Genomic DNA, 25,404 nt, shown 5'->3' on the forward strand with positions numbered 1-25,404 from the left:
GAATGTCATGTCACTGTTCGATCTGAGTGATCGCGCGAAGAAGTACTCCGACGACCTGCTCGCCTTCATGGACGCGCACGTCTACCCGGCCGAAGCCGTCTACGACGCGCAGATGCGCGAATCCGGCGACCCCCACTTCCAGCCGCCCGTCCTCGAAGAGCTCAAAGCCGAGGCCAAACGGCGCGGCCTGTGGAACCTCTTCCACCCGCACCCCGGCCGCGGGCCAGGACTGACCAACCTCGAGTACGCGCCGCTGGCCGAGATCATGGGCCGCAGCCACCTCGCCGCCGAGGCCTGCAACTGCAACGCCCCCGACACCGGCAACATGGAAGTGCTCGAGCTGTTCGGCACCGAGGAGCACAAAGAGAAGTACCTGAAGCCCCTGCTCGACGGCACCATGGCGTCGGCGTTCGCGATGACCGAACCGCGGGTGGCCAGTTCCGACGCCACCAATATCGAACTGTCGATGGTGCGCGACGGCGACGACTACCTCCTCAACGGCCGAAAGTGGTTCGCCACCAACGCCTTGCACAAGAACTGTCGCGTGATGATCGTGATGGGCAAGACCGATCCCACCGCGGCGCCGCACCGGCAGCAGACCATGATGGTGGTCCCGATCGACGCACCGGGCGTCACGATCCTGCGCGGGCTGCCGGTGTTCGGCTACCAGGAACGCGAAGGCCACGCCGAAATCGACTTCGCCGACGTGCGCGTGCCCGCCACCGACGTGCTCAAAGGCGAGGGCGAGGGTTTCGCGATCAGCCAGGCCCGGCTCGGTCCCGGCCGCATCCACCACTGCATGCGCAGCATCGGAATGGCCGAACGCGCGCTGGAGCTGATGTGCAAGCGCGCGCAGTCACGGGTGAGCTTCGGCAGGCCCATCGCCGACAACGCCAACATCAGGGACTGGATCGCCGAGTCGCGCATCGACATCGAGATGATCCGGCTGCTCACGCTCAAGGCCGCGCATCTGATGGACACGGTCGGCAACAAGGCCGCGCGCACCGAGATCGCCGCCATCAAGGTGGCCGCGCCCAACATCGCGCTCCGCGTTGTCGACCGGGCCATTCAGGTGCACGGGGCGGGCGGTGTCACCGACGACTTCCCACTCGCCGCCGCCTGGGCGCACCTGCGCACACTCCGGCTCGCCGACGGCCCCGACGAAGTACACAAGCGTGCCATCGCACGCCAGGAACTGAGCAAGTACAAGGAGAGCAACTGAGATGACCGGACTCGATCTCACCGGCCGCACCGCCATCGTCACCGGCGCCTCGCGCGGCATCGGACTGTCGATCGCCCAGGCGCTGGCCACCGCGGGCGCGAACGTCGTGTTGACCGCGCGCACACAGGAATCCGCTGACGCGGCCGCGGCACAGATCACCGGTACCGCGATCGGCGTCGGCGCGCACGTGGTGGACGAAGACGCCGCACGGCGCTGCGTCGAGCTGACCATCGAACGGTTCGGCAGCGTCGACATCCTGGTCAACAACGCGGGCACCAACCCGGCGTTCGGTCCGACGATCGACCAGGATCACGCCCGCTTCGCGAAGATCTTCGACGTGAATCTGTGGGCTCCCGTGCTGTGGACGTCGCTGGTGACCCGCGCCTGGATGGGCGAGCACGGCGGCGCCGTGGTCAACACCACCTCCATCGGCGGGCTGAGCCTCGAGCCGAACATCGGGCTGTACAACGCGTCGAAGGCGGCGCTGATCCACCTGACCAAGCAGCTGGCGATGGAACTGTCGCCGAAGGTGCGCGTCAACGCGGTCGCGCCGGGCGTGGTGCGGACCAAGCTGGCCGAGGCGCTGTGGCAGGAACAGGAGCAGGAGCTCTCGGCCTCGACCGCGCTGGACCGGATCGGCGAGCCCGACGACGTCGCCGCCGCGGTGGCCTTCCTGGTCTCCGACGCGGCGAGCTGGATCACCGGCGAGACCATGGTGATCGACGGCGGCCAGCGGCTCGGCGACGTCGCCCCGTTCCGCAACGGAGCACCGGTCGGTGCCTGACGTGCACGAGGTGGTCGGCGTCGACCCGGTCGCCGTCGGTCGATGGTTCACCACGATCGGCGTCGAGCACACCGCGCCACTGCGTTTCGACCGGATCGGCCTCGGCCAATCGAACCTGACCTACCTGGTGCGCGACGACGCGGACCGCCGGTGGGTGCTGCGCAGGCCGCCGCTGGGGCACCTGCTCGCCTCCGCGCACGATGTGGTGCGCGAGGCCAGGATCATGGCGGCGCTCGAATCCACCGATGTCCCCGCGCCGCGAATTCTCGGTGCCGTCGACGATCCGGCGGTGTGCGAGGCACCGCTGGTGCTGATGGAATTCGTCGACGGGCAGGTGGTCGACACCATGGCGATCGTGGAAGCGCTGACCCCACAGCGTCGTCAGGCCATCGCCGAGTCGCTCCCGCGCACGCTGGCGAAGATCCACGCGGTCGATCTGGCCGCCGTCGGCCTCGCCGATCTGGCGAGTCACAAGCCCTACGCCGCCCGCCAGCTCAAACGGTGGGGCGGGCAGTGGGAGCAGTCCAAGACCCGGGAGCTGCCGGAGCTCGACGAGCTCACCCGCAGGCTGACCGCCGCCATCCCGGAACAGCGGGAAGTCACCCTCGTGCACGGCGACTTCCACCTGCGCAACGTGATCACGGCGCACGACACCGGCGAAGTCGTGGCCGCGCTGGACTGGGAACTGTCCACCCTCGGCGACCCGCTGGCCGACATGGGCAGCCTGCTCGCCTACTGGGCGGAACCGGGCGAGACCATCGGCGGCGACTTCCCCGCGTCCGCGCTGCCCGGTTTCCCGAACCGCGCGCAGATGTCGGCGGCCTACCTCGCGCTGACCGGGCGCGACCCGGCCGCCCTGCGCTACTGGCACGCCTTCGGGCTGTGGAAGCTCGCCGTCATCGCCGAGGGCGTGCTGCGCCGAGCGCGGGACACACCGCAGAACAGGGCAGCCGCGGGCACCCCGACCGTCGAACGGATCGACGCGATCGTGCACAAGGCACTCGACGTCACCGAACAGATCTAGACAGGAGCAGACATGACTCGCACCGCCATCGTCACCGGCGCTGCCCGCGGCATCGGCGCCGCCATCGCGATCCGGCTGGCCGCCGACGGCATGGCCGTCGCCGTGCTCGACCTCGACGAATCAGGCTGTCAGACAACGGTCGACGCCATCGAGACGGCGGGCGGCACCGCGCTCGCGGTCGGTGCCGATGTGGCCGACGAAGCCTCCGTCGCCGCGGCCGTCGAGCACGTGCGGGCCGAACTCGGCGCACCCACCGTGCTCGTGAACAACGCGGGCATCATCCGCGACAACATGCTGTTCAAGATGACCACCGACGACTGGGACGCGGTGCTGAACGTGCACCTGCGCGGCGCCTTCCTGATGACCCGCGCAGTGCAGCAGCACATGGTCGAGGCGAGCTTCGGCCGCGTGGTCAACCTGTCGAGCACCTCGGCGCTGGGCAATCGCGGCCAGGCCAACTACGCCGCCGCGAAGGCGGGGATGCAGGGCTTCACCAAGACCCTGGCCTTCGAACTCGGCAAGTTCGGCGTCACCGCCAACGCCATCGCACCCGGCTTCATCGAGACCGAGATGACCGCCGCGACGGCCGCGCGGATCGGGATGGACTTCGAGGAGTTCAAGCGGGTCTCGGCCGCGCAGATTCCGGTCAACCGGACCGGGACGCCCCAGGACATCGCGCACACCGCGTCGTTCCTGGCCAGCGCGGGCGCGGGGTTCGTCTCCGGCCAGGTCATCTATGTCGCCGGCGGACCGAAGGACTGATCACCGATGAGAGCATGGCAGGTAACCGAACTCGGTGAACCGCGGGATGTGCTGCAGTTCAACGATATCGACGATCCGGTGGCCGGGCCGGGGCAGGTGCTGGTGCGGGTCCTCGCGACGCCGGCCAACTTCCCCGACGTGCTGCTGTGTCGTGGGCAGTACCAGGTCGAGCCGCCGCTGCCGTTCACGCCCGGCGTCGAGCTGTGCGGTGAAGTGGTGGCGGTCGGCGACGACGCCGGCTTCGCGATCGGTGACCGGGTCGTCGGCACCACGAACCTGCCCGGCGGCGCGTTCGCCGAGCTGGCCGTGCTCGATGCCGACAGCGCGTTTCCCGCGCCGGATTCCCTCGACGACGCCGAGGCCGCCGCCCTCGTCATCGGCTATCAGACGAGCTGGTTCGCCCTGCACCGGCGCACCCAGGTGCGGCCGGGCGAAACGCTGTTGGTGCATGCCGCCGCGGGTGGCGTCGGCAGTTCCGCCGTGCAGCTGGGCAAGGCGGCGGGCGCGCGGGTGATCGGTGTCGTCGGCGGACCGGAGAAGGCCGACTACTGCCGCCGCCTCGGCGCCGACCTCGTGATCGACCGGCGTACCGAGGATTTCGTACCCATCGTCAAGGAGTTCACCGGCGGTCGTGGCGCCGATGTGGTCTACGACCCGGTCGGCGGCGACGCCTACGCCAAGTCCACCAAATGCATCGCCTTCGAAGGCCGCATCCTGGTGATCGGCTTCGCGGGCGGCACGATTCCCCAGCCCGCGCTCAATCACGCGCTGATCAAGAACTATTCGATCATCGGCCTGCACTGGGGTCTCTACAAGCAGTACAACCAGCAGGCGATCGCCGACTGCCACGCCGAGCTGTCCCGGCTGGCCGCGGCGGGCGCGGTGAGACCACTGATCAGCGAACGTCTTTCGTTCGGCGACGTCCCCGACGGACTCGGCCGCCTCGGCGACGGCGATACCGTCGGCAGACTCGTCTTCCACCCCCGGCTATAAATAGGACATGGAACGACGTGCGGAGACCGCAGGCGACAGTGCGCCGCCCTCGATGGCGCGCACCTCGCTGCTGCGCGAGCTGCCCGCCACGCCGCGTGGGCTGCGCACCAGGACAGCGCTGATCGACGCGGGCCGGAAGGTGTTCGAGCGCATGGGGTATCTCGATACCCGCCTCCTGGACATCACCCAGGAGGCCAAATGCTCCTCGGGCACCTTCTACACCTACTTCGCCGGGAAGGACGAGATCTTCGCGGCGATCCTGGAGCACGCCCAGGAAGACATGATGCATCCCGGGATGGAGCATGTGACGGGTGACGACGATCCCGTGTCGATCATCGAGGCCAGCAATCTGGCGTACTTCGAGGCGTACAAGCGCAATGCGAAGTTGATGGGGCTGCTCGAGCAGGTCGCCAATATCGACCCCGAGTTCAGCAAGCTCCGCCAGGAACGGGCCGACGCGTTCATCCGTCGCAACGCACGCAGTATCGCCGATCTCCAGCAGCGCGGGCTGGCCGATCCCGAACTGGACCCGATGCTGTCGTCGCGGGCGTTGTCGGGGATGGTCAGCCGGCTGGCCTTCAACTATTTCGTCATCGGCGACGGGCTTCTCGACGGCAAGCCGCTCCCGATCGAGGAGCTCGTCTACACGGTGACCCGGCTGTGGGCGAACGCGCTGCGGCTGCCGCTGACGAACTGACCGGCGCGGTCGAACGAAAAAATCCCCTCACCGAGTTGTCTGGTGAGGGGATCGAAGGTGGCCAGAGCCGGGATCGAACCGGCGACCTACCGCTTTTCAGGCGGTCGCTCGTACCAACTGAGCTACCTGGCCGGAAGTACCGGATTGCTCTGGTACTACGTGCGACCCTGACGGGACTCGAACCCGCGACCTCCGCCGTGACAGGGCGGCGCGCTAACCAACTGCGCTACAGGGCCATGCTTCTGCAGTACTGCTAGACACAGTCCGAAGACTGTACCCCCTACGGGATTCGAACCCGCGCTACCGCCTTGAAAGGGCGGCGTCCTAGGCCGCTAGACGAAGGGGGCTCGTTCCGAATCTCTCCGGGGCGGCTTCAACGTTTCCGTTGGGAGCTCGCATAGCTTATGACAGGTGTGCGCAGAGTTCCAAATCGCCTGGTCAGGCGCCCAAACCGAGGTCATCCAGGCGTGCCTGCTCGCGCCAGCCCTCGGTGCGGAAGTTCTGGATCCACAGCGGGGTGGCCATCGCCTCCACGATAACCTCCAGCACCTCGGCGAAGCGGGCGCGCAGGTCGGCGGCGGAACCGTTGGAGATCGGGTCGACCAGATAGCGCTGGCCGGCCAGCGCCGCGGACAGGGTCCGGGTGAAGCGGTCGGGGTCGGCGTCGGCGCGCAGGTGACCGTCGTCGATGGCGCGTACCGCGAGCACGCGGGTGGCGCGGCCGACGATCCGTCCGCCGCCGTTGCCGTTGTCGCGATGGAAGTCGGGTTCGATCACGAGGCGGTACTCGGCTTGCACGATGGTGTCGTGTTCCAGGCGGAGGGCGATCTCGTCGACCATGCCGTGCAGCACATCGAGCGGACCGAGGTCGGCGCGCGCGAGCCAGCGCTCCGCGCAGATCCGGTACCGCTCGACCGCGGTATCGAGCACCGCGCGCGCCAAGTCTTCCTTGGAGTCGAAATGGAAGTACATCGCCCCCTTGGTGGCGCGCGAACCTTCCAGAATGCGGTTGAGCGATGCCGCGGCATATCCGCTCTTCCCGAACTCGACGGCCGCGGACTTGATTATCGCCGCGCGTGTCCGGCGTGCCCGCTCTTGCTGCCGTGCCATGCTCGAAACGCCTCCGAACCTTCTCGACGCCGACGGTCGAATACAGACCGTTGGTGCGAATTGTGGTTTTAATTCAAACTTTCGGTATGAAAGACTCGCGGTGCCTCGCACAGCGGCCCCGCCACCAGTGAGAACCGCCTCCTCCTGCGGTAACGACTACCCCTTTGCCGGGAGTTCGCGCACCCATCGCGATCACCTCGGCCTGCGATCTGCCGGTGAATTCCCGAAACGCCACACCCTGCACCGGAACCACGGAAAACGCGGCACCGGTGATTGTTTCGAAATTCACCAGGCGATCACCGTACCCGCATTCGCGAGCCGACACGCGGCGATTGGAGTACCCATCCGAACATCCGGTCCGGTTAACCAAACCAGCAAACGAAGCGCAACCGGAATGGTTACTTCGGGTACGAATTCCCCAGGCGCGCAGCCCGGTTGAACACCGCGCGGGCACCGCCGACGTTCGCCGAACGGTCGCGAGACCGGCGCCCACCTTGGACCTCTCCATCGCTGCTGCACCCCTGCTTGTCGAAAGATGTTGCGATACAACATTATTCGAAGACCATACGCAACCCGAGGATCGAACGGCGCTGGGCACCAGGTGTTTACCGGGAATCGTCGCGCACGTCCACGTCGTTACCGGCCGCCACCAGCGACGATCAGCTGCCCACGACTCGACCCGGGGACCACTATTCGGCTCTTCGGCACAGCGTCCGCTAGACTCCGCTGCGCGCCCCTTTAGCTCAGTTGGTAGAGCTGGTGACTTTTAATCACTAGGTCGTAGGTTCGAGTCCTACAGGGGGCACCACGATTGCCACCGTGACCATCGTCACGTGGCGACGCGCCAAGCACAGACGCCGCCGAAACCGCTGGTTCCGTGTGCCGACTCACCTAATCTGAGCGCGACCCGGGCTTCCGGGCGCCCACAACCTCAGGCGGAGTGAGATGACTTCCTTCGACGATTTGCTCTCCCAAGTACCCATCGCCCAGATCGCCGACCAGCTCGGTGTCGACCAGGCGACCGCCAGCACGGCCGTGCAGGCCGCGCTGCCGACCCTGCTCGGCGGCCTCCAGGCCAACGCCGCCCAGCCGCAGGGCGCGGCCTCACTGCTCGGCGCGCTCGACAACCACGGCGGCCTCGTCGAAGGCGACGGCGCGGTGGATCTGCGGCAGGTGGACGTCGGCGACGGCGAGAAGATCGTCGACAACGTCTTCGGTGACGAGAAGAACACCGTCATCAGCGCGCTCGGCGCGGGCGGCGGCACCGGTGGCAACGACCTGATCGGCAAGCTGCTGCCGATTCTCGCCCCGATCGTGCTCGCCTACCTGGCCAAGCAGCTCACCGGCGGTGGCGGCGCGGCCCCGGCACCGCAGCAGACGCAGTCCTCCGGCGGCGGTCTCGGCGATCTGCTGGGCGGGCTGCTCGGCGGCAGCAGCAACACCGGCGGGCTCGGCGGCATGATCGGCGACGCCCTGTCGAAGAACGCCGGAGGCGCGCTGGGCAGCGTGCTCGGCGGCCTGCTCGGCGGCAAGCGCTGAGATGTTCATCTACCTGTAGTTAACGTCGCGAGGCCCGCAGCGATAGTCCCTATGCTGCGGGCCGAACGCCTAGACTCGTCAGCACGACCATCGGATCTACCGACGAGTTGTGGCGTTGCTCAACATCGTCGGAAAACCGCTCTGTTGCGTTTCGCATCACACCTACGGTGCCGTAAGGTATGGCCGCATCGCGACGTTCGACCGCAAGCACGACAGCGAAGGGTTTTTTACATGGCAAGGGATCTGACTCAACTCGAACTGCTCACGGAGTTGGAGCCGGTTGCCGAGGAAAACGTGAACCGGCACATGTCGCTGGCCAAGGAGTGGCACCCCCACGACTATGTCCCGTGGGACGAGGGCCGCAACTTCGCCGCCATGGGCGGCATCGATTGGGATCCTGAGCAGTCCAAGCTCAGTGAGGTCGCCAAGGCGGCCATGATCACCAATCTGCTCACCGAGGACAATCTGCCGTCCTACCACCGTGAGATCGCCGAGAACTTCTCCCAGGACGGCGCCTGGGGCACCTGGGTGGGTCGCTGGACCGCCGAGGAGAACCGGCACGGCATCGTGATGCGCGATTACCTGGTCGTCACCCGCGGCGTGGACCCGGTGGCCCTCGAAGAGGCCCGGATGATCCACATGACCAACGGCTTCGCCTCCCCCACCGAGGTCGACGCGGGCTTCCTGCACTCGGTCGCCTACGTGACCTTCCAGGAGCTGGCCACCCGCGTGAGTCACCGCAACACCGGCAAGGTGTGCGACGACCCGATCGCCGACCGCATGCTGCAGCGCGTCGCCGCCGACGAGAACCTGCACATGATCTTCTACCGCAACCTCTGCGGCGCGGCGATGGACCTGAGCCCCGACCAGACCATCGAGGCCATCTCGATGATCGTCGAGAACTTCCAGATGCCCGGCGCCGGCATGCCGAACTTCCGTCGCAACGGCGTGCTGATGGCCAAGCACGGCATCTACGACCTGCGTCAGCACCTCGAAGAGGTCGTGCAGCCGGTGCTCAAGAAGTGGAACGTCTTCGACCGCACCGACTTCACCGCGCGTGGCGAGGCCACCCGGGAGCGGCTGGCAGGCTTCCTGGACAAGCTGGGCCAGGACGTGCTGAAGTTCGAGGAGCAGCGCGACAAGATGCTCGCTCGCGAAGCCAAGCGCCGCGAAATGGTGAGCGTCTAGCAATTCCACAAAAAGCGCCGCCCACCTCGATCAGAGGTGGGCGGCGCTTTTTTGTGCGGAATTACTTCATCGGGAGGGCACCGTCGGCGCTGCCGACATCGGTGATCTTCCAGTCCTGGCCCGCGTCGACGGTGATGTTGTAGGTGACCGTGTTGCGCAGACCGTCGGGGTTCTGCGCGTTGGTGGTACTCACGTCCACGAACGCCGCGACCTTGTAGACCTCGCCCTCGTGCGAGAGCACCTTGGCGGTGATCGGCGTGGCGGTGGAGGTCCACTTCAGCGGGATGATGATCTGCTCGAGCTTCGCGCCGGTGGCATCGAACTTCTTCGACAGCTCGGGCGAGGTTCCGGCCTTGAGCTTCGCCACCCAGGCGTTGACGTCCTGGTAGTTCAGGGTCGCCGAGCCGACGGAGTAGTCGAGGGCGATCTGCTCGGCCTTCGCGTCGTCGGCGGCTTGGTCCTTCATGTCGGAGATCTCGGAACGGGCCGAGCCGAGCAGCACGCCGAGCACCAGTGCGAGAATCGCGAGGACGGCGATCACGGCACCGCCCACCAGCGACGAGACGCGCACGGCGACCGTGCCCTTCGCGGGCTCGGCGGAGGTTTTCGTGAGGTCGGTGGCGCCTTCGTTGCTTTCGGCCATGAGGGGTCTTCTCCGATTGAGTGGGGACAGCGCACCGCCGGAGGCGACGATGCCAGCGCGTCCAGGCTACTGAGTCGGGAACAATGCTCGTACTCCGAGTAACAGGTAAAACGAGGCGTGCGGTCGTGATGGCGGTCATGACCCGGGCAAAGTCCTCGATGCGCGAGATCGATCACATCGGGCCGGATGAGAGAATGGCAGCCGTGACCACCACACTGCCCCAGGCGCCCACCGCGCTGCGGATCGGGCCCTACCCGGTCGATCCGCCGGTTGTGCTCGCGCCGATGGCGGGCATCACCAACCGCGCCTTCCGCAGGCTGTGCCGGGAGTTCGGTAGCGCGACCTCGATCTACGTGTGCGAGATGATCACCGCCCGCGCGGTGGTCGAGCGCAACGAGAAGACGCTGCACATGATGTCGTTCGACGCCGACGAGCATCCGCGCTCGATGCAGCTCTACGGGGTGGACCCCAAGACGCTCGGCGAGGCCGTGCGGATCATCGTCGGTGAGGGCTGGGCCGACCACATCGACCTCAATCTGGGCTGCCCGGTCCGCAAGGTGACCAAGCTCGGCGGCGGTTCGGCGCTGCCGTACAAGCGCAGGCTGTTCGCCAATATCGTCCGGGAGATGGTGGCCGCGGCCGAACCGGCGGGCGTTCCGGTGACCTTCAAGTTCCGCATCGGCATCGACGACGATCACCACACCTACCTCGACACCGGCCGCATCGCCGAGGCCGAGGGCGCCGCCGCCGTGGCGCTGCACGCGCGCACCGCGGCCCAGCTCTACTCGGGCGCGGCCGACTGGTCGGCCATCGCCCGGCTCAAGGAAGCCGTCACCTCCATCCCGGTCCTCGGCAACGGCGACATCTTCACCGCCGACGACGCCCTGCGGATGATGAACGAGACCGGCTGCGACGGCGTGGTCGTCGGCCGCGGCTGCCTCGGCCGCCCGTGGCTGTTCGCCGAACTCAGCGCGGCGCTGCGCGGCGAACCGATCCCGGAGGGGCCCACGCTCGGCCGCGTCGGGGAGATCCTGGTGCGGCACGCCACCCTGCTCACCGAACACGACGGTGAGGACAAGGCCATGCGCGATATCCGCAAGCACATGGCCTGGTACCTGATGGGTTTCCCGGTCGGCTCGCAGCTGCGGCGCTGCTTCGCCACCGTGTCGAAGCTGTCGCAGATCGAGGACCTGGTCGGGCAGCTCGATCCGGCCGTGCCGTTCCCCACCGACGCGCTCGGACCGCGCGGACGGCAGGGTTCGCCGCAGACCAAGGTGGTGCTGCCGGAGGGCTGGCTCGACGACCCGGAGGACGACACCGTCCCAGCCGCGGCCGATGTGATGCACAGCGGCGGCTGACCAGCCGGCGCTAACGGGTCGACATCAATTCGTAAGCCGCCGCGTTTTCGTCCGAGGGCACCCGCTCGAGCAGGGCTTTTCAGTGGCGGTTCGACCTTCGCGATCAATTCGTCCGCGATTCCCGTGTGCACTGGAGTGGCCACTCGTGGCGGAATCGTTATCATTGCGGGATCGTTCGACTCTGGTTCGAATCGGAGCCGGGCGGTGACGCGCAGGCTGCGCCAGATAGAGAAGTGAGGTTCGTTGGTGGGTGACGATCGGCGCGGGCGTACGCCCCGGCCCGGAAATCGCGCCCCCTGGGAGCGCTACCCGACGGCCGAACCCACCGAACAACCGGACAGCGGCTCGCGACGTTCGCGTCACGCCGACGCGACGCAGGACGCCGGTTCGGCCCCGCTGACAGTGGCCGACCTGGTGAACCGCGTCGACAGCGAACGCACCAGGCGCGGCAGACGCGTTCCGCCCGCCGAGAGCGCCGAACCCGCGTCACGCGCGGGCCGCCGAGCCCGCGAACAGGCACCGCGCCCCACCCCACGTCCCGACATCGCGCCTCGCACCGACGGCTCCCCCGTCGTCGACGACATCGTGGGCACCGCGCCCCATCGCGCCGAATCCCCCGCCGACCGCACCGCGACCACCGCACTGCCCGCCCAGTCCAAGGAGCCGGTACGCACCGCCGCCCCGGCACGGCGGGTGGGCGGTCCGGTCGATCCGCCCACCGACATCCTGCCCACGGTGAACCCCGCCGCCGAGCCCCAGCGCGCCCGGCCGGCCAAAACCTCGTCCGCGGCACCGCCACGTCGTCCGGACGGCCGTACGGGCACAGGAGAGCGCCGGAACAAGCAGGCACGGATGGCGGGGCGCGTCACGCTCACCTTCGTCGCGGTGCTCACGCTGGTGATCACCGGCGGCGGCTGGAGCTACCTGCAGGCCACCAACAACAGCTTCACCCAGGTCGACGCGCTCGGCGGCGGCGATACCGGCGACGTCCTCGACGGCAATATGCAGCTCGGCGACGAGAACTACCTCATCGTCGGCACCGACACCAGAGCGGGCGTCAACGCCGAGATGGGCGCGGGCTCCGCCGCCGATACCGAAGGCGCCCGCGCCGACACGGCGATGCTGGTGCACATCCCGAAGAACCGCTCGCGCGTGGTGGTCGTGTCGTTCCCGCGCGACCTCGACGTCTCCCGTCCGGTGTGCTCGGAATGGGACAACGACACAGCCACCTATACCGACCAGAAACTCCCGTCGGCCATGAGCGACAAGCTCAACGCCGTCTACGCCCGTGGCGGGCCCAAGTGCCTGGTCGACGTGATCCGCAAGATGTCGGGCCTGACCATCGGCCACTTCATCGGCATCGACTTCGCCGGTTTCCAGGCCATGGTCGATCAGATCGGTGGCGTCGAGGTGTGCTCGACCAAGCCGATCATCGACGGCGTCCTCGGCCCGGTGCTCGAGACCTCGGGCAAGCAGCGGGTCAACGGCGAGACCGCGCTCAACTATGTGCGCGCCAGGCACGTGGTCGGTGAGGAACGCAGCGACTACGACCGGATCAACCGCCAGCAGCGCTTCCTCGCGTCGCTGTTGCGTGGGGCGTTGTCGGGCAAGGTGCTCTTCGATCCGGGCAAGCTCAACGGGTTCATCCAGGCGTTCACCGCCCACACCTTCGTCGACAAGGTGACGCCGCAGGACCTGCTGCTGCTCGGCCGTTCCCTGCAGAAGATGGACGCGGGCGCGGTGACGTTCCTGACCATCCCGACGGCGGGCACCACCTCCTACGGCAACGAGATTCCGCGCGAATCCGATATCAAGGCCATCTTCCGTGCCGTCATCGACGACCAGCCGCTGCCCGGTGAGACCAAGGCTCCCGAGGTGCAGAGTTCGGCGCCGTCACCGGCCCCGGTCGCGCCCAAGCAGTACGCGGTGGCCCCCGGCACGATGTCGCTGCTGGTGTCCAACGGTTCGGGCACGGTGGGCGCGGCCAGGACCGTCGCTTCCAAGCTCGGCTACCAGGGCTTCGGGATCTACAGCACCGGCAACTACTCCGGCGGTACCGCGTCGACCTCGACGATCCGCTTCGCCGCGGGTCTGGAAGCCGAGGCCGCCACCGTGGCGAGCACGATTCCCGGCGCGGTCCTGGAGCAGGCCAACGAGCTGGGCAGCATCATCGAAGTGGTGGTCGGCACCGATTTCGCGGGCACCGTCCGCACGGTGACACCGGTCGGCACGGAACTGCCGTCCGTGCCGATGGGGCAGCCGCACAGCGCGGCCCCGGTCGCTTTGCCCTCCGACCTCGAGCACATGAACGCCGCCGACGACACCTGCAAGTAGGGTGTGCCGCCGCTGTGGAATGGGCACAGCCGCTGACCTGCCACGACACTGCCATGTCGCATTAACCCGGCGTTGGGTGACAGGGGTCCGGGTACCCACTAGGGTCTGCAATCATGCGTGTCATCTACAACGAGCAAATGGCCGACCTCGCCAACCTTCTTGGTGAGATGGCCGGTCTCGCTGGCCAGGCGATGGAACAGGCCACCCAGTCACTGCTGCAGGCCGACCTGGGTCTGGCCGAGCAGGTCATCGGTGAGCAGGATCGAATCTCGGTGATGATCACCGAGGCCGAGGAGAAGGCCTTCGCGCTGCTCGCACTGCAGGCCCCCGTCGCGGGCGACCTGCGCCAGGTCGTCAGCGCGATCCAGATCGTGGGCGACGTCAACCGGATGGGCGCGCTCGCGCTGCACGTCGCCAAGGTGACCCGCCGCCGCCACCCCGCCCACGCCCTGCCCGAGTCGGTCAACGGCTACTTCGCCGAGATGGGCCGCATCGCGGTCAACATGGGCGCGGGCGCCAAAGAGGTACTCGAGTCCCGCGACCCCGAGCGCGCCGCCCAGCTCAACCAGGACGACGAAGCGATGGACGACCTCCACCGCCACCTGTTCACCCTCCTGATGGACCGCGACTGGAAGTACGGTGTGGCCGCCGCTGTGGACGTCACCCTGCTCGGCCGCTACTACGAGCGCTTCGCCGACCACGCCGTGGAGATCGGCCGTCGCGTGATCTTCCTGGTGACCGGTGTTCTCCCCGGCGACGAGGACCTCGAAACCAGCTGAGAATCACGAGTCAGCCCCCGCTCACCGCGGGGGCTTTTTCGTGTCGGTGGCACAACGAAAGCGCTCGACGGCATCGGGGCGATGCCCTACAGGTAATCGACCTTTTTGGCCGGATTCTGCTGCCGCCCTGATCATTTCGATTGTCGACAGCCATTGTTTCCGTCAACACGGTTCGGTAGGCTACCTAACAAGGGGGGTTGGAACAGCGCAACCTCTGTGGGGATCTATTGAAAGAGGTTTCGCGATGGCAATACGATTGTTCGCCGGTGCACTGGTCGGTGCGGCCACGATCTTGACCGCGACGTTGCTTGCCCCGCAAGCTGCGGCCGCGCCAACAGCGCCTTGCGATGCGTATCACGTTGGCAACGTTCAGTACGAGGGCGGGACGAAGTGGTTGTGCTATTCATACGGCCAGGGCGCGTACGGATGGATCATTGCCTGAGAATGATTCGAACTTCGGGATCGTCGCAAACACCGCTGATAACGGGCGGTAGCTAGATCACGCAATACGCTCGGCCGAGGTTTCCCGGTCGAGCGTTTTTGCGTGGACTCCCGTTGAGTTGCAAAGCAAAGCCCCGCACTCCTTTCAGAAGGAGTGCGGGGCTTTCCCTGTGCTCTTTACCCGAAGCGGCCGGAGATGTAGTCCTCCGTGGCGCGCTGGGTGGGGTTGGAGAAGATCTTCTCGGTGTCGTCGATCTCGATCAGCTTGCCGGGCTTGCCCTGGGCCTCGAGGTTGAAGAAACCGGTCTGGTCACTCACCCGCGCGGCCTGCTGCATGTTGTGGGTGACGATGACGATCGTGAACTCTTTCTTGAGCTCGGTGATCAGGTCCTCGATCGCCAGGGTGGAGATCGGGTCCAGCGCCGAACACGGCTCGTCCATCAGCAGGACGTCGGGCGAGACCGCGATGGCGCGGGCGATGCACAGACGCTGCTGCTGACCACCGGAGAGGCTGCCACCGGGCTTGTCGAGGCGGTCCTTGACCTCGTTCCAGAGGTTGGCGCCCTTGAGGGAGCGCTCGGCGACCTCGTCGAGTTCCTTCTTGTTGCGCACACCCTGCAACTTGAGCCCGGCCACCACGTTGTCGCGAATCGACATGGTGGGGAACGGGTTCGGGCGCTGGAACACCATGCCGATGGTGCGGCGCACGCCGACCGGGTCGATCGCCGAGCTGTAGATGTCCTCGCCGTCGAGCAGCACGGCACCTTCGACGCGGGCGTTCGGGGTCACCTCGTGCATGCGGTTGAGCGAGCGCAGCACGGTGGACTTGCCACAGCCGGAGGGACCGATGAAGGCGGTGACGCTGCGCGGCAGCACGGTCAGTTCCACATTCGCCACGGCGTGGAAGCTGCCGTAATAGATGTTGAGATCTTTGACGTCGATCCGCTTGGCCATGAGGAGTATTCCGTTCGCTTCTATCGGTTCCGGGTGAGCAGCTTGTTGACGCCGGCGGCGGCCAGGTACAGCAGGGCGATCATGAGGATCAGCGTGAACGCCGCACCCCAGACACGTTCGCGGCCGGCGGCCTCCGGGTTGGCCAGCTCTTGGTAGATCAACAGCGGCAGCGAGGCCATGTTGCCGTCGAAGATGTTCTGGTTGATCGACTTGCTGTAGCCGACCAGCACGAGCACCGGCGCGGTCTCACCCATGACCCGGGCCACGGAGAGCAGGATGCCGGAGATCATGCCGGGCGCCGCCGTGGGGATGACGATCCGCAGGATGGTCTTCCACTTCGGCACACCCAGCGCGTAGGACGCCTCCCGCAGCTCGTCGGGCACCAGCTTCAACATTTCCTCGGTGCTGCGAACGACCACCGGCAGCATCAGCAGCACCAGCGCCAGCGAGACGGCGAAGGAGCTCTGCGGCATGCCGAAGGTGGCGATCCAGAGCGCGAAGATGAACAGCGCGGCGACGATCGAGGGCACACCGGCCAGGATGTCGACCATGAAGGTGGTGACCTTGGCCAGTCGACCGCGACCGTATTCGACCAGGTAGACGGCGCCCATGATGCCCAGCGGCACCGCGATGATCGAGGCGACCAGCGACTGCACGATCGTGCCGTAGATCGCGTGGTAAACACCGCCGCCGGTCTGATCCGGCAGGATGCCCTTCTGCGAGTTCATCCACCAGTCAGCCGACGCGACCGCGGTGATGCCCTTGGTGATCACGAGGCCGAGCACCCACACCAGGGGAATCAGCGCGATGACGAAACACAGCGTGACCAGGCCGGTGGCGATGTTGTTCTTGATCCGCCGGGCGGTACTGACCTCACGAAATGTGCGAGCCTTGACCGGCTTGTCGAGAGTGGTTGTGGTGGTCATCAGCCGTTCACCTTTCCACCGGAGGCCAAGCGGGCCAGTGCGTTGACGACGAAGGTCAGCGCGAAGAGGACGAAGCCCGCGGCGATATAGGCGCCGGTCGGCAGCGGCGAGCTGAACTCCGAAGCAGCCGAGGCGATCTTGGAGGCGAAGGTGTAGCCGCCGTCGAACAGCGACCATTCGCCGGGCACGGAGGCCGTCCGCAGCACGACGAGGACGGCGATCGTCTCACCGAGCGCACGACCGAGGCCGAGCATGGAACCGGCGATCACACCGCTGCGGCCGTAGGGCAGGACAGTCATCCGGACGACTTCCCACTTCGTCGCGCCGAGCGCTTGTGCCGCCTCGATGTGCGCACGCGGCGTCAGCGAGAACACTTCACGAGACACCGAGGTGATGATCGGCAGGATCATGACAGCGAGCACGACACCGGCGGTGAAGATCGTGCCGCCGCCGCTGATCGAGATTCCGCCTTCGGTGTGGGAGAACAGGAAGAACCAGCCGAGGTTCTCGTTCAGGAACTCCTGGACCGGCACGATCTTGGGTGCCAGCACCAAAAAGCCCCACAGGCCGAACACGATGGACGGCACCGCCGCGAGCAGGTCGACCAGCATCGTGAGCGGCCTACCCAGTCGCGAGGGCGCGTAGTGCGTCAGGAACAGCGCGATACCGACACCGATCGGCACCGCGACGATGAGCGCGAACACCGAGCTCAGCACCGTGACCATGAACAGGTCGCGGATACCGAAGCGCAGGTTGTTCGCGTCACCGGTCGAGAATTCGGTACTGGTGAAGAAGTTGACCTCGTCAGCCCTGATCGAGGGGACCGCGCGGATCAGCAGGAACAGCGCGATCAACGCGATGGCCGCGACGATCGTCGCGCCTGCCGCGGTGGCCGTCCACCGGAAGATCGTCTCGGCGTTCAGGCGGCCGGTACGACCCCCGTCAGGGGCCTTGTCGATTTTCGGTTCGGTCGGCATATTCGCAGTATCTCCGGCCGCCCGTGGGCTCGTCGAATTCGACGAGCCCACTGCGGTCACCTCGGGGTGCATGGTCATGGCCAGAAAGCGATCAGGAGATGGCGTTGATCGCGGTGGTCAGCTTGGTCTTGAACGCGTCGGGCAGCGGCACGTAGCCCGCCTCGGTCAGACCGGACTGGCCGTTGGTGACGGCGGAGGTCAGGAATGCCTTGACGGCCTTGCTGGTCTCGGCGTCGGCGTACTTGGAGCACACGACCTCGTAGGTGGCCATGACGATCGGGTACGAGCCCGCGGCGGTCGGCTTGTAGAACGAGCTGGTGTCGAGAACCAGGTCGTTGCCCTCGCCCTTGATCTTCACGCCGTCGATGGCCTTGGCGGCCGACTCGGCCGACAGCTTGACCGGGTCCTTGCTCGCGGAGGTGATGATCTGCGAGATGGACAGGTTCTGCGCCTTGGCGAAGGACCACTCGTTGTAGGTGATCGAGTTCTTGGTGCTCTTGATGGCGGCCGAGGTGCCCTCGTTGCCCTTGGCGCCTTCACCGACGCCGCCGTTGAAGGTCTTGCCGCCGCCCTTGCCCCACGCGCCGTCCGAGGCCGCGTCGAGGTAGAGCTGGAAGTTGTCGGTGGTGCCCGACTCGTCGGAGCGGAAGATCACGGCGATCTTCTCCGAGGGGAGCTTGGCGTTGGGGTTGAGCGCCTTGATCTCGGGGGCATCCCAGGTGGCGACGGAGCCGTTGAACACCTTGGCGGCGGTCGGGCCGTCGAGCACCAGGTCGGTGACGCCGTCGACGTTGTAGGTCACGGCGATCGGGCCGAAGACGGTCGGCAGGTTCCACGCGGGGGCGCCACAACGCTCCGCGGCCTTGGCCGGCTCTTCCTTCTTGGAGCTCAGCGCCGAGTCGGAGCCACCGAAATCGGTCTGGCCGCCGAGGAACTCGTTGACGCCGGCGCCCGAGCCGCTCGAGGTGTAGTTCAGGGTGTAGCCGTCGCAGTTGTTCTCGTAGGCCGCGACGAAACGCTCCATGGCGTTCTTCTGCGAGGAAGCACCGGACGCCTTGAGCGCCTTCTTGCCACCACAGGCAACGCTGGTGTTGGCGGCATTGCTGGCGTCGCCGCTGGTGGTGTTGTCGTCACTGCCACAGGCGGCCAGGGTCATGGCGCCCACGGCGAAGACGCCGACCAGGGCACTGGTGCGCTTGAAGTTCACTTTTCCTCCGACAATGCTGGGTGTCTCACTCGGTCCCTCACCGGCCCGAGCGAGGCTGGGTGGTACTCGCTGTCCCTGAAGGAACGCGCGCACCAGGCGACGACTGTGCCGCCCAGAAGTAACCTAAAGTCGTCCGGTTGACAGTTGGCCCGATGTGGGTTAACGGAGAATGAACAGCCCGGCGCGATCAATGCCGCGAATGTGACGTTAGCCCCAGTTTTACTCGCACTTACCCGGTCATCCGCGCAATATTCTCCTCGCGCACCAGAATTCACCTCGGATGTGAGGTGACTCGCATCAGGGCAGGGAGTACGCGACGTCGACGTGGGCGGGAGCGAATCCGAGTTTGGTGTAGGTGTTCACGGCGGCGGTGTTGTCAGCCTCGGTGTAGAGCAGGACCTCCGTGGAGCCTGCGGCGCGCAGGTGCCGCAGACCGGCCAGGGTGAGCAATCTGCCCAGGCCACGCCCCTGCGCGGACGGGTCGACCCCGACCACGTACACCTCGCCGGCGGGGGCGGCATCGGGGTGCTGTTTGGTCCAGTGGAAACCGAGCAGGCGGTCCGGGTCGGCGACGTCGAACGCCAAGAACAGACCGGCCGGTTCGAACCACGATTCCGCGCGACGAGCGGCGATATCGCGCTCGGTCCAGCCGCCCTGCTCGGGATGCCAGGCGAAAGCCGCGTTGTTCACCCGCAGGATCTCGAGGTCGTCGACAGGGCCCGCGTAGGTGCGCAGGACAAGGTCTTCGGGAAGCTCGAGTTCCGGTAGCTCCGGGGTCGCCAGCGAGCGGCGCATCTGCCACAACTCGCGAGCCGTGACCAGCCCGAGGCCGGTCGCCAGCGCTGTGGCGGCGGGCAGGTCACCGTGCGCCCACACCCTGGCGCCCGTGCCACCCTCGGCCAGTGCGGCACGGACCAGGTCGGTGCCGATCCCGGCACCACGTGCGGCGGGATCGACGGCGACCTCGGCCATCGCGGGGTGTTCGTCATGTGCCGCAACGAGATTCGCGTAACCCACCACCTCGCCCCCGCGTATCGCCAGCAGATGCCGGGTGGACGGATCGGCTTCGGCGAGCGAGAGCACCGCCTGCTCCGAGACCGGGGCGACGCCGTCGAGATCGGCCGCGCGTTGGAGCAGGGCGCGCACCGTGTTCGCGGTGCCGGGCTCGATCTGATCAGCCCAGGTCAAGGTTGCTGTATCCGGCATCGCCATCCTCCTCGGTGCGCTGCTGCTGCTACTGCGCGGTGCCGTTGAGCGGGGCGAAGGAGTCGTCGCCGTCGATGTCCTCGTCGACGAAGGTCACCGCGGGCTCGCCCTTGGCCGTGGCCGTGCGGGCCGGGCGTACCGCCTTGTAGCCGACGTTGCGCACGGTGCCGATCAGCGACTCGTACTCGGTGCCGAGCTTGGCGCGCAGGCGCCGCACGTGCACGTCGACGGTGCGGGTGCCACCGAAGAAGTCGTAGCCCCAGACCTCCTGCAGCAGCTGGGCGCGAGTGAACACCCGGCCTGCGTGCTGGGCGAGGTACTTGAGCAGCTCGAATTCCTTGTAGGTGAGGTCGAGCGGGCGGCCGCGCAGGCGCGCGGTGTAGGTGCCCTCGTCGATCACCAGCTCACCCAGGGTGATCTTGCCGGTGTTCTCCGGGCTGGCGACCCCACCGTTGCGGCCGACCAGCAGCCGCAGGCGCGCGTCGAGCTCGGCGGGGCCGGTCCCGGGCAGCAGGATGTCGTCCAGGCCCCAGTCCGCGTTGACGGCCACCAGGCCGCCTTCGGTCAGCACCGCGACGACCGGAACCGAGGACCCGGTGCTGCCGAGCAGCCGGCACAGCCCGCGCGCGGCGGCGAGGTCGGTTCTGGCGTCTACCAGCGCGACATCGGCGCTACTCGCCTCCAGCAGTGACGACACCTCGGTCGGCGCGGGCCGGACGTTGTGCGCCAGGAGCGTCAACGAAGGCAGGACCGCATCGGGGTTGGGGTCGGAGGTCAGTAGGAGCAGCTCCATGGGGCTCTCCTCCTATCTCGTTGCTCCGCGGACGACAGCAGCCGCGTAGCTACGTCGCCGAAACACAGGTTAAGTCGTGTGCAACATTAGCGCCTCCACAGCCACTACCTCGCAACACGGCGTCCATTTTGTGTCGTTCGCTCTCGCGCCGGCCGGACCAGGGGCCCGCGACCCGCGGCACCAGCCGCTAGTGTCAGAGCATGCGCAAGCTGATCATCGGGCTTCTCTGCCTGGCCGGTTTGGCGGTGGTCATCGATTTCGGCGCCGCCGCCTATTCGGAGTACCACGTCTCCCGTCAACTGCGGGCAGGCGCGGATCTGTCCGCCGACCCGGAAGTCACGTTCCACGGTTTCCCGTTCGCCGCCCAGGCGATGAGCGGCCGCTACGACGACGTGACGATCCGCGCCCGCGCGGTGCGCCCCGACATCCCCGGCGAGGTCGGCATCGAGGCCAAGCTGCAGGGCTTGCACGCCACGGCCAGCGAGTTGCTCGACGGCGCGGCGCGCACGGCGCAGGTCGACCGGATCGACGCGTTGATGCGTTTCGAGCCCACCGAGCTCGGCAAACTCTTCGGCATCCCGGACCTGCAGGTCCACACCCCGCCGGCCGACAAGTCCGACGGCACGGGCGGCTCCGGCGGGTCCGGGATGACCACCGCGGGCGTCCTCGTCCTCAAGGGCACCCTGCCGACCGCGGCGAACGGGCGCGTCCTGCCCGCCGGTGTCACCCCGTCCAGTTCCGCGACGCGCGTGCCGGTGCAGATCCAGGCCGACCTGCTGCTCGAGGGCGACAAGGTCCGCATCCAGGCGACCGGTTTCTACACCGACACCACCAGCACGGTCGACACGACCGCCGCGGTCAAGACCGATTCGAAGATCCCCGAGACCGATCACGCCGCTGTCCTCGCCCGATTCAGCCGTACGATCGATATCAAGGAGTTGCCGTTCGGTGTCGCACCGACCGAGGTGTCGGCGCTCGGCGGCCAGATCGTCGTCGAGGGTGTCGGCCGCAACGTCACCATCGACCTGGACCGATTGCAGCAACCATGATCGAGATCGTCATTCTGGCCGCCGTCATCGCGGCCGCCGTCGCGGTCGGGTTCTACCTGTCGCGCAAGCAGGGGCAGGTTCGTCCCGCCACCCTCGACCCCGAGACGCAGCAGCGCGCCCGCCTGCTCGACGCCGCCGGTGTGACCGGCGAGGCGCCCGCGGTGCTGCATTTCTCCGCCGACTGGTGCGGCCCGTGTGACGCGGTCCGCCGCGTCGTCGCCGGTGTCACCGCCGACCTGTCGGAGTCCCCGAATGCCCCGCGCGACATCGAGATCGACATCGACGCCGATCCCGCGCTGGCCCGCGAGCTCAACGTCCTCTCCCTGCCGACGACTTTCGTCTTCGACGCCGAGGGCAAGGAGCGCTTCCGTATTTCCGGCGTCCCCAAGGCGGGCGACCTGCGCTCCGCCCTCGAGCCCCTGACAGTGTGATCCAGCCCCCTATTCCGGGGGGCCGAGACATTCTCCGGGGAGACCGGGTAAACTACTTCTCGTGCAAACCGACCACGAGCTGATGCTCACCCGACGCCGCACAGTTGATCTGTGTCGCCTCGGTGGTTGTTGCTGCCTGTGCTGCTGACCGATCGGCTTTTTCTCTCTCGAGATTTCTGACGTCGATCTGTGCCCGCCGTGCGAGTGATCCTCCAGATCCCCCGGTGACCAGGCAGATCCCTCTGACTTATCCAAGCCAAGGAGTGCGCACAATGACCCCTTCCTCTGAATCTCCCCCTCGCGTCGATGTCCGCGGCCCGCGTTTCGTGGCCTGGATCACCACCGGCGTCCTGGTTCTCGTGCTGCTCGTCAGCGCTTTCTCGACCGCCGCGGCCGCGATCCTGATCGGCCTGCAGGCCGTCGTCTTCGCGATCGGCGCGATCGGCGGCCCTGCCAAGCACCCTTACGGCCGGATCTACGCCGCGTTCGTCGCGCCGCGCAACGGTCCGCCCACCGAGACCGAGCCCGTGCCGCCGCTGCGTTTCGCGCAAGCGCTCGGCTTCGTGTTCGCCGGTCTCTCCCTGCTGGGCTTCGCGCTCGGCTCCTCGATCGTCGGCGCGGTGTTCGCCGGCTTCGCCCTGTTCGCGGCGTTCTTGAACGCGGCGTTCGGGGTCTGCCTGGGTTGCCAGATCTATCCCCTGGTAGCCCGATTCCGCCGGCATCCAGCTCCGGCACCGAACTGACCCCCTTGCACGTCATCTCTGAAAGGAACAACATGGCTCGCTCCGATGTCCTGGTCTCCGTTGACTGGGCCGAAGAGAACCTCAACGCCCCCGGCGTCGTCTTCGTCGAGGTCGACGAGGACACCTCCGCCTACGAGGGTGGCCACATCGAAGGCGCCGTTCGCCTGGACTGGAAGACCGACCTGCAGGATCAGGTCCGTCGCGACTTCGTGAACCAGGAGCAGTTCTCCGACCTGCTCTCGGCGCGTGGCATCGGCAACGACGACACCGTGGTGCTCTACGGCGGCAACAACAACTGGTTCGCGGCCTACGCGTACTGGTACTTCAAGCTGTACGGCCACAACGACGTCAAGCTGCTCGACGGCGGCCGCAAGAAGTGGGAGCTCGACGGTCGTCCGCTCTCGCGTGACGCGGTCTCGCGCCCGGCCACCCAGTACAAGGCCGCCGCTCCCGACCTGAGCATCCGCGCGTTCCGTGACGAGGTCATCGCGGCCATCGGCACCAAGAACCTGGTCGACGTGCGCAGCCCCGACGAGTTCTCGGGCAAGATCCTCGCCCCCGCGCACCTGCCGCAGGAGCAGAGCCAGCGTCCCGGCCACATCCCGGGCGCGATCAACGTGCCGTGGAGCAAGGCCGCGAACGAGGACGGCACCTTCCGCAGCGACGCCGACCTGGCCGAGCTGTACAAGGACGCGGGCCTGGACGGCGAGAAGGAGACCATCGCCTACTGCCGCATCGGCGAGCGTTCCTCGCACACCTGGTTCGTGCTGCAGGAGCTGCTCGGCCACCAGAACGTCAAGAACTACGACGGCAGCTGGACCGAATACGGTTCCCTCGTCGGAGCGCCTATCGAGTTGGGAGCGTAATCAATATGTGTGCTGCACCTACCCAGGGTCAGGCCATCCCGGCCGGCGTCGATGTGGAGAAGGAAACGGTCATCACCGGCCGTGTCCTGAGCACCGACGGCCAGCCCGTCGGCGGCGCGTTCGTGCGTCTGCTCGACGGCAACGGTGACTTCACCGCCGAGGTCGTCGCCTCCGGCACCGGTGATTTCCGCTTCTTCGCCGCGCCGGGTTCGTGGACCCTGCGCGCGCTGTCCTCGTCGGGCAACGGCTCCGCCGAGATCAGCCCCGAGGGCGCCGGCATTCACGCCGTCGACGTCGCGGTCGCCAAGTAAGAAGCTCACAACGGCCCTGGTAGTTCCTGTGCGGGAACTACCAGGGCCGTTGTCGTCTCTGTTGCGAGGAGTAGCTAGACTCCGAGGGTGGTCATCTTCTTCGAGGTACTCCTTGTCGCCGTGTCGATTCTCATCGGCTGGTTCGGCCTGTACGTCTTCTACCGGCTCTTCACCGAGTCATGAGCGGGCTCGCCGGCGAAGGTAACGAACGGGCCGAGCGAGCGAGCACAGAGCAGGACGCTCCGGCCGAGCGTCGTAGTGGCGACGAGGCAGTGAATGTCGCCGCTGAACGGGCGAAAGAGACCGGCGCCCGCAATATTTCGGTCCTTCCTGGTCTTCCCCTGCCCGAAGACACCGCCAATCTGCGTCTCGGCCCGGATCTGAACCACGCCATGCTGGCCCTGCTGCCGCTGGTCGGTGTGTGGCGTGGCGAGGGCGAGGGCAATCACCCCACCGAGGGTGACTACCGGTTCGGCCAGCAGATCATCGTCTCCCACGACGGCGGCGACTACCTGGCCTGGGAATCGCAGACCTGGAAGCTCGACGCCGAGGGCAACTACATCGGCCCTGATCTGCGCGAGAGCGGCTACTGGCGGGTCGGCGGCGAGGGCACCGACGAGCTGCTCGAATTCCTGCTCACCCACAGCAACGGCGTCATCGAGCTGTACTACGGCAAGGCCCGCAACCAGGCTTCCTGGGAGCTCGCGACCGACGTCTCCATCCGCAGCACCTCCGGCGCGGTGGTGGGCGGCGCGAAACGCCTCTACGGCATCGTCGACAACGGCGACCTCGCCTACGTGGAAGAACGCGTGGACCCCGACGGCGCGCTCGTGCCTCGCCTGTCGGCGCGGCTGGTCCGCTACATCGGCTGAGATTCTTCGCGTACGGCCCGTCCAGATCGCTCTGGGCGGGCCGTTCTCGTCGGGAAATGGAGCGACCCCCGAGCCTTCCGCCGCATTCTGTGAACGCGATGGTCCCGGTTGGATCGTCCGGGGGCTCGGGGGTCGGGTGACTGCCTGGGATTCGCTCAGCGCACCGCTGGGGAATCTCCCGCAGTGGAGCTGCTA

The 25,404-nt window shown here is 67.1% G+C and carries 25 protein-coding genes and 4 tRNA genes; 18 read left to right on the forward strand and 11 right to left on the reverse strand.

The window, feature by feature from the left end; translation table 11 throughout:
• Positions 1–7: 7 nt before the first annotated feature.
• Genes ACFWFP_RS15490 through ACFWFP_RS15515 form a run of 6 tightly spaced genes read left to right on the forward strand, consistent with a single transcriptional unit; the run spans position 8 to position 5,482 of the window.
• Positions 8–1,222: an acyl-CoA dehydrogenase family protein gene (locus ACFWFP_RS15490; protein ID WP_379295505.1), complete on the forward strand. Its 1,215-nt coding sequence runs from the start codon at positions 8–10 to the stop codon at positions 1,220–1,222.
• Position 1,223: 1 nt separating this feature from the next.
• On the forward strand, positions 1,224–2,006 hold the full coding sequence (locus ACFWFP_RS15495; protein WP_379295507.1) for an SDR family oxidoreductase: 783 nt from the start codon (positions 1,224–1,226) through the stop codon (positions 2,004–2,006).
• Positions 1,999–3,030 (forward strand): phosphotransferase family protein, encoded by a 1,032-nt coding sequence (locus ACFWFP_RS15500; protein ID WP_379295509.1) that lies wholly within the window; start codon positions 1,999–2,001, stop codon positions 3,028–3,030. The genes ACFWFP_RS15495 and ACFWFP_RS15500 overlap by 8 nt, the downstream gene beginning before the upstream one ends.
• 12 nt (positions 3,031–3,042) lie before the next feature.
• Positions 3,043–3,792, forward strand: coding sequence for an SDR family oxidoreductase (locus ACFWFP_RS15505; protein ID WP_379295511.1), 750 nt, complete (start codon positions 3,043–3,045; stop codon positions 3,790–3,792).
• Between the two features lie 6 nt (positions 3,793–3,798).
• Positions 3,799–4,785, forward strand: a complete 987-nt coding sequence (locus tag ACFWFP_RS15510) for an NADPH:quinone oxidoreductase family protein (protein WP_379295513.1) — start codon at positions 3,799–3,801, stop codon at positions 4,783–4,785.
• Positions 4,786–4,792: 7 nt separating this feature from the next.
• Entirely contained in the window at positions 4,793–5,482 is a 690-nt protein-coding gene (locus ACFWFP_RS15515; protein ID WP_379295515.1) for a TetR/AcrR family transcriptional regulator, read from the forward strand.
• A 58-nt stretch (positions 5,483–5,540) separates the two neighbouring features.
• On the opposite strand, the gene ACFWFP_RS15520 is transcribed toward ACFWFP_RS15515, so the two are convergent.
• The 4 genes from ACFWFP_RS15520 to ACFWFP_RS15535 all read right to left on the reverse strand — a co-directional run bounded on the left by ACFWFP_RS15520 (position 5,541) and on the right by ACFWFP_RS15535 (position 6,592).
• Positions 5,541–5,614: transfer RNA gene (locus ACFWFP_RS15520), tRNA-Phe, on the reverse strand.
• 30 nt (positions 5,615–5,644) lie between these two features.
• A tRNA-Asp gene (locus ACFWFP_RS15525) sits at positions 5,645–5,718 on the reverse strand.
• Positions 5,719–5,756: 38 nt separating this feature from the next.
• Positions 5,757–5,829: transfer RNA gene (locus ACFWFP_RS15530), tRNA-Glu, on the reverse strand.
• A 91-nt stretch (positions 5,830–5,920) separates the two neighbouring features.
• Positions 5,921–6,592: a TetR family transcriptional regulator gene (locus ACFWFP_RS15535; RefSeq protein WP_378990557.1), complete on the reverse strand. Its 672-nt coding sequence runs from the start codon at positions 6,590–6,592 to the stop codon at positions 5,921–5,923.
• A gap of 732 nt (positions 6,593–7,324) precedes the next feature.
• Here ACFWFP_RS15535 and ACFWFP_RS15540 point away from each other — a divergent pair.
• From ACFWFP_RS15540 to ACFWFP_RS15550, 3 genes are all read left to right on the forward strand, one after another.
• Positions 7,325–7,400, forward strand: a tRNA-Lys gene (locus ACFWFP_RS15540).
• Between the two features lie 137 nt (positions 7,401–7,537).
• A complete protein-coding gene (locus ACFWFP_RS15545) occupies positions 7,538–8,131 on the forward strand; it encodes a DUF937 domain-containing protein (protein WP_379295517.1) in 594 nt (197 codons plus the stop codon).
• Between the two features lie 231 nt (positions 8,132–8,362).
• Entirely contained in the window at positions 8,363–9,319 is a 957-nt protein-coding gene (locus ACFWFP_RS15550) for an acyl-ACP desaturase (RefSeq protein ID WP_379295519.1), read from the forward strand.
• A gap of 61 nt (positions 9,320–9,380) precedes the next feature.
• Here ACFWFP_RS15550 and ACFWFP_RS15555 read toward each other — a convergent pair whose 3' ends face one another.
• Entirely contained in the window at positions 9,381–9,962 is a 582-nt protein-coding gene (locus ACFWFP_RS15555; protein WP_379295521.1) for a hypothetical protein, read from the reverse strand.
• Between the two features lie 236 nt (positions 9,963–10,198).
• On the opposite strand from ACFWFP_RS15555, the gene dusB reads away from it, so the two are divergent.
• From dusB to phoU, 3 genes are all read left to right on the forward strand, one after another.
• The gene (gene dusB, locus ACFWFP_RS15560) at positions 10,199–11,320 is read left to right on the forward strand and encodes a tRNA dihydrouridine synthase DusB (protein ID WP_379295993.1); all 1,122 of its coding nucleotides are present in this window, start codon (positions 10,199–10,201) and stop codon (positions 11,318–11,320) included.
• Positions 11,321–11,566: 246 nt separating this feature from the next.
• Complete coding sequence (locus ACFWFP_RS15565; RefSeq protein WP_379295523.1) at positions 11,567–13,654, forward strand: LCP family protein; 2,088 nt, start codon at positions 11,567–11,569, stop codon at positions 13,652–13,654.
• A gap of 113 nt (positions 13,655–13,767) precedes the next feature.
• Positions 13,768–14,433, forward strand: coding sequence for a phosphate signaling complex protein PhoU (gene phoU / locus ACFWFP_RS15570; protein WP_378658005.1), 666 nt, complete (start codon positions 13,768–13,770; stop codon positions 14,431–14,433).
• A gap of 618 nt (positions 14,434–15,051) precedes the next feature.
• Here phoU and pstB read toward each other — a convergent pair.
• The 6 genes from pstB to ACFWFP_RS15600 form a co-directional block, all read right to left on the reverse strand.
• Complete coding sequence (gene pstB, locus ACFWFP_RS15575) at positions 15,052–15,828, reverse strand: phosphate ABC transporter ATP-binding protein PstB (RefSeq protein WP_379295525.1); 777 nt, start codon at positions 15,826–15,828, stop codon at positions 15,052–15,054.
• A gap of 20 nt (positions 15,829–15,848) precedes the next feature.
• Positions 15,849–16,754 carry a phosphate ABC transporter permease PstA gene (gene pstA / locus ACFWFP_RS15580; protein WP_379295527.1) on the reverse strand — a complete coding sequence of 302 codons (906 nt, stop codon included), beginning with the start codon at positions 16,752–16,754 and terminating at the stop codon, positions 15,849–15,851.
• The gene (gene pstC, locus ACFWFP_RS15585; RefSeq protein ID WP_379295529.1) at positions 16,754–17,731 is read right to left on the reverse strand and encodes a phosphate ABC transporter permease subunit PstC; all 978 of its coding nucleotides are present in this window, start codon (positions 17,729–17,731) and stop codon (positions 16,754–16,756) included. Before pstC ends, pstA begins: the two co-directional genes overlap by 1 nt.
• Positions 17,732–17,822: 91 nt before the next feature.
• On the reverse strand, positions 17,823–18,938 hold the full coding sequence (gene pstS / locus ACFWFP_RS15590; RefSeq protein ID WP_379295531.1) for a phosphate ABC transporter substrate-binding protein PstS: 1,116 nt from the start codon (positions 18,936–18,938) through the stop codon (positions 17,823–17,825).
• 297 nt (positions 18,939–19,235) lie between these two features.
• The gene (gene mshD, locus ACFWFP_RS15595; protein ID WP_379295533.1) at positions 19,236–20,144 is read right to left on the reverse strand and encodes a mycothiol synthase; all 909 of its coding nucleotides are present in this window, start codon (positions 20,142–20,144) and stop codon (positions 19,236–19,238) included.
• A gap of 28 nt (positions 20,145–20,172) precedes the next feature.
• Positions 20,173–20,937, reverse strand: a complete 765-nt coding sequence (locus tag ACFWFP_RS15600; RefSeq protein WP_101464573.1) for a response regulator transcription factor — start codon at positions 20,935–20,937, stop codon at positions 20,173–20,175.
• A 200-nt stretch (positions 20,938–21,137) separates the two neighbouring features.
• On the opposite strand from ACFWFP_RS15600, the gene ACFWFP_RS15605 reads away from it, so the two are divergent.
• From ACFWFP_RS15605 to ACFWFP_RS15630, 6 genes are all read left to right on the forward strand, one after another.
• Positions 21,138–21,986 carry an LmeA family phospholipid-binding protein gene (locus ACFWFP_RS15605; protein WP_378631811.1) on the forward strand — a complete coding sequence of 283 codons (849 nt, stop codon included), beginning with the start codon at positions 21,138–21,140 and terminating at the stop codon, positions 21,984–21,986.
• The gene (locus ACFWFP_RS15610; RefSeq protein WP_379295535.1) at positions 21,983–22,417 is read left to right on the forward strand and encodes a thioredoxin family protein; all 435 of its coding nucleotides are present in this window, start codon (positions 21,983–21,985) and stop codon (positions 22,415–22,417) included. Before ACFWFP_RS15605 ends, ACFWFP_RS15610 begins: the two co-directional genes overlap by 4 nt.
• 272 nt (positions 22,418–22,689) lie before the next feature.
• Positions 22,690–23,160, forward strand: coding sequence for a DUF4395 domain-containing protein (locus tag ACFWFP_RS15615; protein WP_379295537.1), 471 nt, complete (start codon positions 22,690–22,692; stop codon positions 23,158–23,160).
• 32 nt (positions 23,161–23,192) lie between these two features.
• A complete protein-coding gene (locus ACFWFP_RS15620) occupies positions 23,193–24,026 on the forward strand; it encodes a sulfurtransferase (RefSeq protein WP_378910250.1) in 834 nt (277 codons plus the stop codon).
• Between the two features lie 5 nt (positions 24,027–24,031).
• Complete coding sequence (locus ACFWFP_RS15625) at positions 24,032–24,337, forward strand: DUF1416 domain-containing protein (protein WP_056818727.1); 306 nt, start codon at positions 24,032–24,034, stop codon at positions 24,335–24,337.
• A 179-nt stretch (positions 24,338–24,516) separates the two neighbouring features.
• A complete protein-coding gene (locus ACFWFP_RS15630; protein ID WP_379295539.1) occupies positions 24,517–25,209 on the forward strand; it encodes an FABP family protein in 693 nt (230 codons plus the stop codon).
• Positions 25,210–25,404 lie beyond the last annotated feature (195 nt).

Source organism: Nocardia sp. NPDC060249 (genome assembly GCF_042728755.1).
Lineage (GTDB): Bacteria > Actinomycetota > Actinomycetes > Mycobacteriales > Mycobacteriaceae > Nocardia.

Excerpts from the sequence above, each read along its gene's own strand:
- ACFWFP_RS15490 (WP_379295505.1), top strand. The coding sequence starts at position 8 with ATGTCACTGTTCGATCTGAGTGATCGCGCGAAGAAGTACTCCGACGAC.
- ACFWFP_RS15495 (WP_379295507.1), top strand. The coding sequence starts at position 1,224 with ATGACCGGACTCGATCTCACCGGCCGCACCGCCATCGTCACCGGCGCC.
- ACFWFP_RS15505 (WP_379295511.1), top strand. The coding sequence starts at position 3,043 with ATGACTCGCACCGCCATCGTCACCGGCGCTGCCCGCGGCATCGGCGCC.
- ACFWFP_RS15510 (WP_379295513.1), top strand. The coding sequence starts at position 3,799 with ATGAGAGCATGGCAGGTAACCGAACTCGGTGAACCGCGGGATGTGCTG.
- ACFWFP_RS15515 (WP_379295515.1), top strand. The coding sequence starts at position 4,793 with ATGGAACGACGTGCGGAGACCGCAGGCGACAGTGCGCCGCCCTCGATG.
- ACFWFP_RS15535 (WP_378990557.1), bottom strand. The coding sequence starts at position 6,592 with ATGGCACGGCAGCAAGAGCGGGCACGCCGGACACGCGCGGCGATAATC.
- ACFWFP_RS15545 (WP_379295517.1), top strand. The coding sequence starts at position 7,538 with ATGACTTCCTTCGACGATTTGCTCTCCCAAGTACCCATCGCCCAGATC.
- ACFWFP_RS15550 (WP_379295519.1), top strand. The coding sequence starts at position 8,363 with ATGGCAAGGGATCTGACTCAACTCGAACTGCTCACGGAGTTGGAGCCG.
- ACFWFP_RS15555 (WP_379295521.1), bottom strand. The coding sequence starts at position 9,962 with ATGGCCGAAAGCAACGAAGGCGCCACCGACCTCACGAAAACCTCCGCC.
- phoU (WP_378658005.1), top strand. The coding sequence starts at position 13,768 with ATGCGTGTCATCTACAACGAGCAAATGGCCGACCTCGCCAACCTTCTT.
- pstB (WP_379295525.1), bottom strand. The coding sequence starts at position 15,828 with ATGGCCAAGCGGATCGACGTCAAAGATCTCAACATCTATTACGGCAGC.
- pstA (WP_379295527.1), bottom strand. The coding sequence starts at position 16,754 with ATGACCACCACAACCACTCTCGACAAGCCGGTCAAGGCTCGCACATTT.
- pstC (WP_379295529.1), bottom strand. The coding sequence starts at position 17,731 with ATGCCGACCGAACCGAAAATCGACAAGGCCCCTGACGGGGGTCGTACC.
- mshD (WP_379295533.1), bottom strand. The coding sequence starts at position 20,144 with ATGCCGGATACAGCAACCTTGACCTGGGCTGATCAGATCGAGCCCGGC.
- ACFWFP_RS15600 (WP_101464573.1), bottom strand. The coding sequence starts at position 20,937 with ATGGAGCTGCTCCTACTGACCTCCGACCCCAACCCCGATGCGGTCCTG.
- ACFWFP_RS15605 (WP_378631811.1), top strand. The coding sequence starts at position 21,138 with ATGCGCAAGCTGATCATCGGGCTTCTCTGCCTGGCCGGTTTGGCGGTG.
- ACFWFP_RS15610 (WP_379295535.1), top strand. The coding sequence starts at position 21,983 with ATGATCGAGATCGTCATTCTGGCCGCCGTCATCGCGGCCGCCGTCGCG.
- ACFWFP_RS15615 (WP_379295537.1), top strand. The coding sequence starts at position 22,690 with ATGACCCCTTCCTCTGAATCTCCCCCTCGCGTCGATGTCCGCGGCCCG.
- ACFWFP_RS15620 (WP_378910250.1), top strand. The coding sequence starts at position 23,193 with ATGGCTCGCTCCGATGTCCTGGTCTCCGTTGACTGGGCCGAAGAGAAC.
- ACFWFP_RS15625 (WP_056818727.1), top strand. The coding sequence starts at position 24,032 with ATGTGTGCTGCACCTACCCAGGGTCAGGCCATCCCGGCCGGCGTCGAT.
- ACFWFP_RS15630 (WP_379295539.1), top strand. The coding sequence starts at position 24,517 with ATGAGCGGGCTCGCCGGCGAAGGTAACGAACGGGCCGAGCGAGCGAGC.